Source organism: Sporosarcina sp. FSL K6-2383 (assembly GCF_038618305.1).
Lineage (GTDB): Bacteria > Bacillota > Bacilli > Bacillales_A > Planococcaceae > Sporosarcina.
The window spans coordinates 1,543,812-1,556,577 of record NZ_CP152017.1; the positions used below are offsets into that span (position 1 = coordinate 1,543,812).

Genomic DNA, 12,766 nt, shown 5'->3' on the forward strand with positions numbered 1-12,766 from the left:
ATGGTTAAGGCAAGTAAATTATGAGATACAAGTTCGATTGGAGGATGTAAGATGAATATCCATGAATATCAAGGTAAACAGTTACTAAGAGAATATGGTGTAGCTGTTTCGAACGGCCTTGTTGCTTTCTCTCCTGAAGAGGCAGTTAAAGCGGCAAAAGAGCTAGGTACGGACGTCATCGTTGTAAAAGCACAAATCCACGCAGGTGGTCGTGGTAAAGCGGGCGGTGTTAAGATTGCTAAAAATCTTGACGAAGTACGTGCTTACGCAAAAGAATTGATCGGTAAAACGCTTGTAACGCACCAAACAGGTCCAGAAGGTAAAGAAGTAAAACGTCTTCTTGTCGAAGAAGGTTCTGACATTAAGAAAGAATACTATCTTGGACTTGTCCTAGACAGTGCAACAGACCGTGTAACACTAATGGGTTCAGAAGAAGGCGGAATGGATATCGAGGAAGTTGCAGAAGCAACACCTGAAAAGATTTTCAAAGAAGTCATCGACCCAGTAGTAGGATTGACTGGATTCCAAGCACGCCGTATGGCATTCAACATGAACATCCCTACACATCTTGTCAACAAAGCAGCGAAATTCATGCTTGGATTGTACAAAGTATTCGTAGAAAAAGATGCATCTATCGTTGAAATTAACCCATTAGTTGTAACAGGTGGGGACGACGTACTTGCACTTGACGCGAAATTTAACTTTGACGACAGTGCACTTTACCGTCACAAAGACATCCAAGAGCTTCGTGACTTCGACGAAGAAGATCCAAAAGAAATCGAAGCTTCAAAGCATGACCTAAGCTATATTTCACTAGACGGTAGCGTCGGTTGTATGGTTAACGGTGCAGGTCTTGCAATGGCTACAATGGATACAATCAACTACTTCGGTGGTTCACCTGCTAACTTCCTTGACGTTGGTGGTAGTGCAACGGCTGAAAAAGTTACAGAAGCATTCAAAATCATCCTTTCAGATCCAAATGTTAAAGGAATCTTTGTTAACATTTTCGGTGGTATCATGAAGTGTGACGTTATCGCTGAAGGTGTCATCACTGCATCAAAAGAAGTAGGTCTTCAAGTGCCATTAGTTGTTCGTTTGGAAGGTACAAACGTTGACAAAGGTAAAGCGCTATTGAAAGAATCAGGCTTGAACATCATTGCTGCTGACACAATGGCAGACGGTGCTAAAAAGATTGTTGAACTCGTAGGTTAAGAAAGGCAGGGACAAACGATGAGTATTTTTATTAACAAAGATACAAAAGTAATCGTACAAGGAATTACAGGTGCTACAGCACTTTTCCATACACAGCAAATGCTTGAATACGGCACGAAAATCGTCGGTGGAGTTACGCCTGGTAAAGGCGGAACTGAAGCGGCGGGCGTACCTGTTTTTAACACAGTTGAAGAGGCTGTTAAAGCAACAGGCGCAAACGTTTCTGTTATCTATGTACCAGCTCCATTTGCAGCAGATGCAATTTTGGAAGCAGTAGATGCAGATCTTGACATGACTATCTGTATTACAGAGCATATTCCAGTATTGGATATGGTCAATGTGAAGCGTTATATGGAAGGCAAGAAAACTCGTCTTGTCGGTCCAAACTGCCCAGGCGTTATCACGGCAGACGAATGTAAAATCGGCATCATGCCTGGTTACATTCATACAAAAGGTCACGTTGGCGTCGTTTCACGCTCAGGTACATTGACGTATGAAGCTACTCACCAATTGAGCCAAGCAGGAATCGGTCAAACGACTGCTGTTGGTATCGGTGGAGACCCTGTAAACGGTACAAACTTTATCGACGTACTAAAAGAGTTCAACGAAGATCCTGAAACATATGCAGTTGTCATGATCGGTGAAATCGGTGGTACAGGTGAAGAAGAAGCCGCTGCATGGATCAAAGAAAACATGACGAAGCCTGTTGTTGGCTTTATCGGTGGACAAACAGCTCCTGAAGGAAAACGTATGGGCCATGCTGGTGCCATCATTTCTGGCGGTAAAGGAACTGCTGCTGAGAAAATCAAAGCACTTAACGCTGCTGGCGTAGAAGTTGCGGACACGCCATCTGTAATCGGCGAAACACTTATTAAAGTAATTAAAGAAAAAGGTCTATACGAAAAGTGTAAAACACATTAATATAAAGATGTGGCGTGTAATACTATGCGCTGCATCTTTTTTATTTTCGAAAAGGAGGAGTTGAATGGAACTAACGGACGTAGAAAAGCGCCTATTAGCGCTCCACTATGTATTTCCGGTACCGTTGAACAGATTGAACAAACTTTACGAGACCGACCCCACTCTCGAAAAGTTGTACATGTACCGACCGATTGAACTTGTTCGCCTACTCGGAATTTCGTTGAAGAAGGCAGTTCAATTGAAGGAAAGTTTACAGCAAAATAGCATGACCCCATATGAACAATTATATGAACGCCATGCGATTACCCCAATCCCATTCTCACATCCCAACTACCCTGAAAAATTACATGAACTTATTGATCGGCCGGCTGTCCTGTATACGAAAGGTGATCAGCAAGTGCTACACAAACCCTTAAAAATTGCTATTATCGGCTCTCGAAAAGCCACGATTTATTCCAAGCAGGCGATGTCTCTCATTGTGCCACCCCTGGTGAAAAATGAAGTTGTCATTGTGTCTGGACTCGCGAGAGGTGCCGATACAATGGCGCATGAAGCTGCAATTGAATATGGCGGTAAAACGATTGCTGTTCTGGGCCATGGACTATTTCATCTCTATCCAAAAGAAAATCGGTTGCTTGCTGAAGAAATGGCAAAGCACCAGCTATTGCTGACAGAATATCCGCCTTATGTAAAGCCAGAGCGTTGGACATTTCCGATGCGCAATCGAATCATTAGTGGCTTGTCTGAAGCTGTTGTTGTAACAGAATCCGCTGACAAAAGCGGGACGATGAGTACAGTTGAACACGCGCTTGACCACGGCAAAGATATTTTCGCAGCTCCTGGTCCTATCACGTCGTCATTATCTACAGGGCCAAATAAGCTTATAAATGAAGGTGCGAAGCCACTTTGGAATGGTTTTCAAATTGTTGAATCGCTTGTTTTAAATCGTTAAATAAATTGTCTTCTTATTGAAAAGGTTGCTTTATTCTCAAATCTGTTATACATTTTGCAACAGATATTCTTTTATCTTCATTCAACGGAAACCTCGAGCTGAACGAAGATAAAGCCTCCGCGGATGTCGCAGATTTTGAAAGGAGTTAAGGAAGGCAGTCTAGGTGCGCGACGACTGCATGACCTACATCCTGTAGGCAGCAAGCTCGATTCAAAATCAGACGAAATGACGTCGAGGCATAATTGATAGAATAAATACGGAACCTCTTTAAGGAGGCACATAAATAATGGCAGATTACTTAGTAATCGTGGAATCCCCTGCAAAAGCGAAAACAATTGAACGCTATCTTGGGAAAAAATATAAAGTGAGTGCATCACTTGGTCATTTGCGTGATCTTCCGCGCAGTCAAATGGGTGTCGACACTGAAAATAATTATGAACCGAAGTATATTACCATTCGTGGTAAGGGCCCCATTCTTCAGGATTTGAAAAAAGAAGCGAAAAAAGCAAAAAAAATCTTTCTCGCGGCTGACCCCGACAGAGAAGGGGAAGCGATTGCGTGGCATCTTGCGCATCAGCTTGGTGTTGACATCGAATCGGATTGCCGCGTCGTGTTCAATGAAATCACGAAAGAGGCGATTAAGGAATCGTTTAAAAATCCGAGACCGATTGATATGGATTTAGTTGACGCTCAACAAGCGCGTCGTATACTAGACAGACTTGTAGGCTATAACATTAGCCCGATTTTATGGAAGAAAGTTAAAAAAGGTCTTTCAGCTGGACGAGTTCAGTCTGTTGCACTTCGCTTGATTATCGACCGAGAAAATGAAATTCAATCTTTTGTACCTGAAGAATATTGGAGCATCACAAGCCAATTTAAAAAAGGTAATAAAGAATTTGAAGCTGTATTTTATGGTGATACGAAGAAAAAAGTGAAGCTTGTGAACAAAGAGCAAGTCGATGCAATCATTGCGCAGCTGGACAAAGGTGATTTTGAAATTGCGAACGTCGTAAAGAAAGAGCGCAAGCGTAATCCAGCATTGCCATTCACAACGTCATCCTTACAACAAGAAGCCGCCCGTAAGCTGAACTTCCGAGCCAGGAAGACAATGATGCTTGCCCAACAGCTCTACGAAGGGATTAACCTTGGGAAAGAAGGGAATGTCGGTCTCATTACTTATATGAGAACGGATTCAACTCGAATCGCTGATAGTGCGAAAGAGGAAGCAAATTCATTTATTGAAACGATGTATGGAAAAGAATTCGTTACGGCAACGAAAGCGGTAAAAAAAGATACTACTAAAACGCAAGATGCGCACGAAGCAGTGCGACCAACATCTGTCATGCGCCCACCGGCTGCTATGAAAACGGTGTTATCGCGCGATCAATTGCGTCTATATAAGCTTATTTGGGAACGTTTTGTCGCTAGCCAGATGGCCCCTGCCATCCTGGATACGGTTACAGTCGATCTTGTGAATAATGATGTTCGTTTTAGAGCGAACGGCTCACAAGTTAAATTCCAAGGGTTTATGAAGGTGTATGTAGAGGGCGATGACGATAAGGAAGAAGAAAAGGATCGGATTTTGCCGCCGCTAGAAGAAGGCGAGCACTTGAAATATAGCGATATTGATCCGAAACAGCACTTTACACAACCGCCGCCAAGATATTCAGAAGCGAGATTAGTCAAAACGTTGGAAGAGCAAGGAATAGGTCGACCTTCCACTTTTGCGCCAACTCTTGACACGATTCAAAAGCGTGGCTATGTAACGTTGGATGCTAAACGTTTTATCCCGACGGAACTTGGTGAAATTGTCCACCAAGCGGTCAATCAATACTTCCCTGATATTATCGACGTAGAATTTACGGCTCAAATGGAGCAGGGACTTGATAATGTTGAGGAGGGCAACATCAAATGGGTTGAAGTCATTGATTTGTTCTATCGAGATTTTGAAAAGCATGTTCAAGTAGCTGATGCCGAGATGGAGAAAATTGAGATTAAAGATGAGCCTGCTGGTGAGGATTGCGAAAAATGCGGTTTACCGATGGTGTTCAAACTAGGGCGTTATGGTAAGTTCATGGCTTGCTCTGGTTTTCCGGATTGTCGCAATACGAAGGCGATTATTAAGCCGATTGGTGTCACTTGTCCGACTTGTAAAGAAGGGCAAGTGGTTGAGCGGAAAAGTAAGACGAAGCGAATTTTCTATGGTTGCGATCGTTATCCAGAATGTGAATATGTATCATGGGACAAGCCGGTTGCTAGGCCGTGTCCGAAATGTGAGCATACGCTAGTCGAGAAGAAATTGAAAAAAGGCGTACAAATTCAATGTACAGAGTGTGATTATAAAGAAGATACACAGCAATAAAGTTGATTTCACTGAATCAGTTGCGGTGCTTTGGTGTGTCTTAACTCGATTCGTATGTATTGAAGAAAGTAGGTAATAGAAAGAAGAAGTTCGGAGGGAATCCTGAACTTCTTCTTTCTTTAGCGTTAAAGCATCAGTCGAGTAGTGTAGAATTTTCAGATATGAACAAATTGTGTCGGAAATGCAACCAAATCAATAGAGGTCTGACTTCTTATGCAAAGAAAGTTGCCCGAAGTTCATCATATAATGTATAGTGAATCGTGGATGACTTTTGAATAAGCAAATTAGTCGCCATTTTGTAATCACTTTGTAAGACAGAGCGCTAACATACTTCGTAAAATGTGTTTTACTATTCAAACGACTCGTAACTTTGTTATAATACCAGAGGCTTTTCATTCTAAGGGGTGAATTAATTGGCTCTACAACCATCTGATATCCGTGATGAATACATTACTTATGTACGCTTGGAAAAAAACTACTCATTTTATACAGTATTAGAATATGAAAAAGATGTCGATGCATTTTTGGAATTCCTAGAGGTTGAAGGAATAACCGATTTGAACGATGTGGCATATTCTGAGGCGAGGCTTTACGTGACAGGTCTGTATGATAAAGGATTATCAAGAGCGTCGATTTCTAGAAAGATTTCTTCAGTTCGTTCCTTTTTCAAGTTTGCGAATGCTCGCTACGACATTAACGATATTGCATTCCGATCGCTGCATCATCCAAAAAAGGAAGAACGGCTTCCGGCTTTTTTTTATGAAGAGGAAATGGAATTGTTATTTTCGTCCTGTAAAGGGGAAGATAGGAAATCATTACGTGATTACGCAATCCTCGAGCTGCTTTACGCAACGGGCATACGGGTAAGTGAGCTACTATCCATACGAATGCAAGATATTGACGACCATCTTGGCATTGTCCTCATCATGGGGAAAGGTCGTAAAGAACGCTATGTACCTTTTGGTAGTTATGCACAATCTGCATTGGATGCTTACCGTGAAAACAGTAGGCTGGATTTGATGAAGCAGAAGGAGCATGACATGTTATTTGTCAATTTACGTGGTGATCCACTAACCGACAGGGGTGTGCGTCATATACTAAGCAAGATGATGGAAAATGCATCTCTACACTCGAAAATCTATCCGCATATGATTCGCCATTCTTTTGCAACGCATCTGCTAGCAGGTGGTGCTGATATGAGGACCGTCCAAGAACTTCTTGGACATAGTCATTTATCTTCAACGCAAGTGTATACCCATATTACGAAAGAACATTTACGGAAAACGTATATGAATACGCATCCGCGAGCATAGGAGGATGATTAGATGGAAGTCCATGCAACAACGATTTTTGCCATTCGCCATGAAGGTTCTTGTGCCATGTCAGGTGACGGGCAAGTAACGGTAGGAAATGCAGTCATTATGAAGCGTACGGCGAAAAAAGTGCGTAGAATCTTTGGTGGTAAAGTATTGGCGGGATTTGCAGGGTCGGTGGCAGACGCTTTCACATTGTTCGAATTATTTGAGGCGAAGCTGACAGAATACAACGGTAATCTTGAGCGGGCTTCTGTCGAGTTGGCAAAAGAATGGCGTGGCGATCGGATTCTTCGGAAACTTGAAGCAATGTTACTCGTCATGGATAGTGAACGGTTACTACTGGTGTCGGGAACGGGAGAAGTTATCGAACCCGATGATGGCATTTTGGCAATTGGATCGGGTGGTAACTATGCGCTTGCTGCTGGTCGGGCATTGAAAAAGTATAGCGGTCATTCGCTGACTGCTCCGGAAATTGCGAAAGCGGCTTTGGAAACGGCTGCTGAAATTTGCGTCTACACGAATGATAACATTATTGTGGAGGTACTCGAATGACTAACAGACAAGAACTGACGCCAAAGGAATTGACTGCGCATCTTGACCGTTTTATTATCGGCCAAAACGATGCTAAACGAGCGGTAGCTGTAGCAATTCGTAATAGGTACAGAAGAAGTCTATTGCCAGACGAAGAGAAAAGTGAAATCATTCCGAAAAATATTCTAATGATTGGTCCGACAGGTGTTGGGAAGACTGAAATTGCGAGAAGGATTGCTAAGCTAGTCAACGCACCATTCATTAAAGTCGAAGCGACAAAGTTCACCGAAGTAGGATATGTTGGACGTGATGTTGAGTCGATGGTACGTGATCTAACTGAAGTAGGGCTACGTATTGTTCGACAAGAACAACGCGAAGCTGTAAAAGCACATGCGGCTGTCCTAGCGGAGGAACGTTTGGTCGAACTGCTTGTTCCTGAAAAGAAGAAAATGGGTGGCGGTATGCAAAATCCATTTGAAATGCTGTTTGGGCAAAAAGCGGAGCCGGAAGAAACCGATTATGCAGAAATTGCTGAAGTAAAGAGCAAGCGCTCTGCTGCTGCAGCAAACCTAAAAGCGGGGCAATTGGAAGAGCAAATGGTTACGATTGAAGTGACTGCTCAGCAACCATCTATGTTTGATGCACTACAAGGATCGGGTATGGAGCAAATGGGTGCCAATATGCAAGATGCGCTATCTTCCTTCATGCCGAAAAAATCAGTGAAGCGCAAGATGAAAGTAAAGGATGCCCGTAAAGCCCTCGAAGCTGAGGAGGCTGACAAGCTGATTGACCATGATGAAATTGCGAGGCGGGCAATTGAATTGACGGAGCAGTCAGGCATTATCTTTATTGATGAAATGGACAAAATTGCTAGTCGTAATGGCGGAGGTTCTTCAGCCGATGTTTCACGAGAAGGTGTTCAACGGGACATTTTACCAATCGTGGAAGGTTCAACGATTACGACAAAATATGGTACAGTAAAGACCGATTTCATTTTGTTTATCGCAGCAGGTGCCTTTCACACCGCGAAGCCTTCGGATATTATACCAGAGCTTCAAGGTCGTTTTCCGATTCGTGTTGAATTGGAAAAATTGTCGAAGGAAGATTTTGAACGCATTTTGAAAGAGCCGGACTTCTCGCTCATTCGTCAATACGAAAAATTATTAGCGACTGAAGATGTTGTATTAGATTTTACGGACGAGGCAATTAGCAAGCTTGCGGAAATTGCATTTGACGTGAATGATCATACAGAAAATATTGGCGCTAGACGACTGCATACAATTTTGGAGAAGTTACTCGAAGAATTGTCGTACGAGGCAGCTGATATTGGGCCAACAACGATTAAAATAACACCAGCTTATGTCGATGAAAAGTTAAAAAACATTGCGAAAAACAAAGATTTGTCACAATTTATACTGTAATTGAAACGTTTTAGTTTATTTAATGATTAAAAACCTTTAGAATATTCTTTAAACACATTAACAACTATCCCAAGGAGGAAATAACAAATGTCATTATTAGTCAAAACACGTGAAATCAATGCTATGCTACAAAGGTCAGCAGGTAAGCCGGTAAACTTTAAGGAAATGGCTGAGAAGCTAAGTTCAGTTATTGAATGTAATGCTTTTATCGTCAGCAGAAAAGGTAAATTATTGGGTCTTGAAATCCACCATCAAATTGAAAATGATCGCATGAAAAAAATGTTTGAAGAACGTAAATTCCCGGAAGAGTACACAAACAGACTGTTTGAAGTAAGAGAAACTTCTTCAAACCTAGATGTTGATAGCGTTCATACGGTATTCCCAGTTGAAAACCGTGAGTTGTTCAAGGAAGGTTTGACAACAATCGTTCCAATCATCGGTGGCGGTGAGCGTTTGGGTACACTAATCTTGGCAAGATTGAAAGAAGAGTTCCAAGAAGACGATTTAATTCTTGCTGAATACGGCGCAACAGTTGTTGGTATGGAAATCTTGCGTGAAAAGTCAGAGCAAATTGAAACAGAAGCACGTAGTAAGGCAGTCGTACAAATGGCTATCAATTCACTTTCTTATAGTGAGCATGAAGCAATTGAGCATATTTTCAATGAGCTTGATGGCAATGAAGGGTTGCTGGTCGCGTCTAAAATTGCAGACCGTGTAGGTATTACACGTTCAGTAATCGTCAATGCGCTACGCAAACTTGAAAGTGCTGGGGTTATCGAATCTCGTTCATTAGGTATGAAAGGTACTTATATCAAAGTACTAAATGGTAAGTTTCTTGAAGAACTTGAGAAACAAAAATCATAATAGTTAACTTAAATTAGTCAATAAGACGCCTCTTCTGAAATTGGAAGAGGCGTCTTCTGTTATAGCACAAAGTGATTTATTGGAAAAACTGTATAGGACTTACGGTTAAATACATGCTTTGGGCATGAGTAGAATAGACCTATCGGATTGATTGTAAAATATTATCTGTTGAGAAAACGGTTGTTTAGAACTAAGAGATATTCACAGTATTTGATAGACAAGATTCGCCAATATCCGATACAATAGGAGTATGTTTAGAAAAGAGTAGTTTGGTAGCAAATGAGAATAGGGAATTAGATTGAAAGCTAGTGTTTGAATTCTACAACAAAGGGAATGTGGGTGAATAATAGATGAATATTTTTGGAGGGACAATTTCACATTTGGAACGCGGTTTAGATTTCTCCGCTACAAAGGGGAAAGCCATATCGCAAAATATTGCAAATGTTGACACGCCAAATTATAAAGCGAAAAACGTTAGTTTTAAAGAAGTGTTTGCAGATGTTAGGACGAACTCACTAGAAGCCTATCGGACGGATGCTCGTCACATCGCATTCAAATCAAATGGAGCGCAGCCGGGCGTATTTAACTACTCGAACTTACGCTATCGCCATGATGGTAATGGAGTTGATATGGAGAAGGAACAAGCTGATCTTGCAGCAAACCAAATTTATTATAATGCACTTGTCGATCGAATTAACGGAAAGTTCAATACGCTACAAAATGTGATTAAAGGAGGCCGTTGATATTGACGATATTTCATAGCTTGAACACATCCGCATCTGCCCTAACTGCACAGCGTATGCGTATGGATGTTATTTCATCCAATATGGCAAATGTTGATACAACCCGAGGTAGGATGGTTGATGGAGAATGGCAGCCTTATCGCCGCAAAACAGTGACGCTTCAACCCCGTGAAGGACAATTTTCATCTATGTTAAATGCTTCATTAGGTAAACAAATAAAAGGCTCTGTAGGTCATGGTGTGACGGTTTCAAGAATTCAGGAAGATACCGAAACTCCATTTAAACTTGTCTTCGACCCTAGTCATCCAGATGCAAATGCTGATGGCTATGTTGAAATGCCAAACGTGGACCCACTACGGGAAATGATTGACCTAATGTCGGCAACACGTTCATATGAGGCGAATATCACAGTATTAAACGCCAACAAATCAATGCTTATGAAAGCACTTGAAATTGGAAAATAACTCATTTGAAAAGGAGGTAACAGAATGGCGATACAATCAATCTTAAATGCTGCACCAACAGCAGGATTGCTAAAAATGGATACACAGGTGAAACCAACACCTTATGAATCACAACAAAACTTCGGTAGCTTACTAAAGAATGCAATTGACGGCGTCAACACGAAGCAACAAGAATCCGATCTAATGACACAGAAATTGGTCATGGGTGAAAATGTCGAACTTCACGACGTTATGATTACGGCTCAAAAAGCAACGATTGCTTTAAATGCAACAATGGAAGTTCGCAACAAAGTGATTGAAGCATACCAAGAGATTATTAGGATGCCTGTCTAATTGAGTACTTTAGGTGATTGGATACGAATAATTGAATTACGTAAGCTGACCGGGGGATTACAATGAATGAAAGATTTGCGAAAATCAGAACCGATGCAAAAGAGTTCTGGTCAGGTCGCACAAAACAACAAAAAATTACATATGTAGGCTCTGCAGCAGCTGTCATTTTAATCGCTGCCTTCCTAACGTTTTATTTCTCAAAGACAAATTATGTGACACTCTATTCGGATGTTTCCCGGGCGGAAATTGGTCGCATTAAAGAACAGTTGGATAGTCAAGGTGTATCGAATAAAATTGCACCAGGTGGCACGTCGATACTTGTACCACAAGAGCGAGTGGATGACTTACTTGTATCCCTTGCAGCAGAAGGGTTTCCAACTTCAGGTACGCCTGGCTATGCTTTTTTCTTTGAAAATGCTGGGTTCGGAACAACGGATAATGAATTCGATATGATTAAGTTAGGAGCAACCCAAACGGAGCTTGCCAACTTGCTTAAAGGAATCGAAGGCGTTCAAGACGCAAACGTGGTCATCACGTTACCGAAACAAGGTGTTTTCCTCAATGATACTACGCAGAAAGCAACTGCGGCTGTCATGCTGAAAACAAATCCAGGGCATCAATTCACTGAGCCGCAGATTAACGCACTTTATAATTTAGTAGCAAATGGTGTATCAAATCTATCGACAGATGATATTACAATTGTCAATCAGTACTCTGAGTCATTTGATTATGGAACTACTACTAATTCATATGGTGCCAATATCACTGACCAGATGTCAGTTAAAAAGACGATCGAACGTGATTTACAACGTCAAATACAAATGATGCTCGGCACGATGATGGGGCAAGATAGAGTAATCGTATCCGTAACGACGGATATTGACTTCAAGCTCGAAAATCGAGAAGAGAATATTGTATTGCCGGTCGATGAGGAAAGTATGGAAGGGATTGCGCTTAGCGTCCAACGTATTACGGAAACATTTACGGGGAACGGTGCATTCGCAGGTGGTACGCCAGAAGGAGAAGATCCTACTGATAACAGAACATCGTTTCAGGAAGGTGTAATGTCTAACGGTGACTACGAGCGACTCGAAGAGACAGTAAACAATGAAGTGAATCGTATTCGTAAAGAAATTGTTGAAAGTCCATACAAAATTAGAGATATCGGAATTCAAGTAATGGTGGACGGTAATGCAGAGACGATACCAGCCGAGATGAGGGTTGAAGTCGAAAATATTCTCAAAACGATTGCTCGTACATCAGTAGATAAAGAAGCAGCTGGCATCAATTTTGAAGATACATTGGATAATAAAATTATCGTATCGGTTCAACCATTCAGTGGAAATGTAGATCCATTTGCTGTGACGCAACCTGTTATTCCGCTATGGGTTTATATTGTAGGAGCTGCGTTGCTTCTCATTATCGGGATTCTTATCTTTATGTTCTTCCGTAGCAAGCGCAAAGCACGAGAATTGGAAGAAGAAACAATTATCGAGGAACAACTTGCAACATTTAGTGTAGAAGACATCAACGAAGAGCTTGAAACGGAAGGAACTGTCCGTAGGAAACAGCTTGAGAAGATGGCGAAAGACAAACCAGAAGAGTTTGCGAAGCTACTACGTACATGGATTGCCGACGAATGACGGA

12 protein-coding genes are annotated in these 12,766 nt (G+C 41.7%); all 12 read left to right on the plus strand.

Going from position 1 to position 12,766, the window contains the following annotated elements; all coding sequences use genetic code 11:
* Positions 1 to 51: 51 nt before the first annotated feature.
* The 12 genes from sucC to fliF all read left to right on the plus strand — a co-directional run bounded on the left by sucC (position 52) and on the right by fliF (position 12,762).
* Positions 52 to 1,212 carry an ADP-forming succinate--CoA ligase subunit beta gene (gene sucC, locus MKZ10_RS07710; RefSeq protein ID WP_342509436.1) on the plus strand — a complete coding sequence of 387 codons (1,161 nt, stop codon included), beginning with the start codon at positions 52 to 54 and terminating at the stop codon, positions 1,210 to 1,212.
* An 18-nt stretch (positions 1,213 to 1,230) separates the two neighbouring features.
* On the plus strand, positions 1,231 to 2,133 hold the full coding sequence (gene sucD / locus MKZ10_RS07715) for a succinate--CoA ligase subunit alpha (RefSeq protein ID WP_342509438.1): 903 nt from the start codon (positions 1,231 to 1,233) through the stop codon (positions 2,131 to 2,133).
* Between the two features lie 64 nt (positions 2,134 to 2,197).
* On the plus strand, positions 2,198 to 3,085 hold the full coding sequence (dprA, locus tag MKZ10_RS07720) for a DNA-processing protein DprA (RefSeq protein ID WP_342509440.1): 888 nt from the start codon (positions 2,198 to 2,200) through the stop codon (positions 3,083 to 3,085).
* A 286-nt stretch (positions 3,086 to 3,371) separates the two neighbouring features.
* Positions 3,372 to 5,447: a type I DNA topoisomerase gene (topA, locus tag MKZ10_RS07725; RefSeq protein WP_342509442.1), complete on the plus strand. Its 2,076-nt coding sequence runs from the start codon at positions 3,372 to 3,374 to the stop codon at positions 5,445 to 5,447.
* Positions 5,448 to 5,860: 413 nt separating this feature from the next.
* The gene (gene xerC, locus MKZ10_RS07730) at positions 5,861 to 6,760 is read left to right on the plus strand and encodes a tyrosine recombinase XerC (protein WP_342509444.1); all 900 of its coding nucleotides are present in this window, start codon (positions 5,861 to 5,863) and stop codon (positions 6,758 to 6,760) included.
* A 12-nt stretch (positions 6,761 to 6,772) separates the two neighbouring features.
* Entirely contained in the window at positions 6,773 to 7,315 is a 543-nt protein-coding gene (gene hslV / locus MKZ10_RS07735) for an ATP-dependent protease subunit HslV (protein ID WP_342509446.1), read from the plus strand.
* A complete protein-coding gene (gene hslU, locus MKZ10_RS07740; RefSeq protein WP_342509448.1) occupies positions 7,312 to 8,715 on the plus strand; it encodes an ATP-dependent protease ATPase subunit HslU in 1,404 nt (467 codons plus the stop codon). Before hslV ends, hslU begins: the two co-directional genes overlap by 4 nt.
* A gap of 87 nt (positions 8,716 to 8,802) precedes the next feature.
* Positions 8,803 to 9,579, plus strand: coding sequence for a GTP-sensing pleiotropic transcriptional regulator CodY (gene codY, locus MKZ10_RS07745; protein WP_342509450.1), 777 nt, complete (start codon positions 8,803 to 8,805; stop codon positions 9,577 to 9,579).
* 350 nt (positions 9,580 to 9,929) lie between these two features.
* Entirely contained in the window at positions 9,930 to 10,322 is a 393-nt protein-coding gene (gene flgB / locus MKZ10_RS07750) for a flagellar basal body rod protein FlgB (protein WP_342509452.1), read from the plus strand.
* Positions 10,323 to 10,324: 2 nt separating this feature from the next.
* Positions 10,325 to 10,786: a flagellar basal body rod protein FlgC gene (gene flgC / locus MKZ10_RS07755; RefSeq protein WP_342509454.1), complete on the plus strand. Its 462-nt coding sequence runs from the start codon at positions 10,325 to 10,327 to the stop codon at positions 10,784 to 10,786.
* A 24-nt stretch (positions 10,787 to 10,810) separates the two neighbouring features.
* Entirely contained in the window at positions 10,811 to 11,119 is a 309-nt protein-coding gene (gene fliE, locus MKZ10_RS07760; protein ID WP_342509457.1) for a flagellar hook-basal body complex protein FliE, read from the plus strand.
* A 62-nt stretch (positions 11,120 to 11,181) separates the two neighbouring features.
* Positions 11,182 to 12,762, plus strand: a complete 1,581-nt coding sequence (gene fliF / locus MKZ10_RS07765) for a flagellar basal-body MS-ring/collar protein FliF (RefSeq protein WP_342509459.1) — start codon at positions 11,182 to 11,184, stop codon at positions 12,760 to 12,762.
* Positions 12,763 to 12,766: the final 4 nt, after the last annotated feature.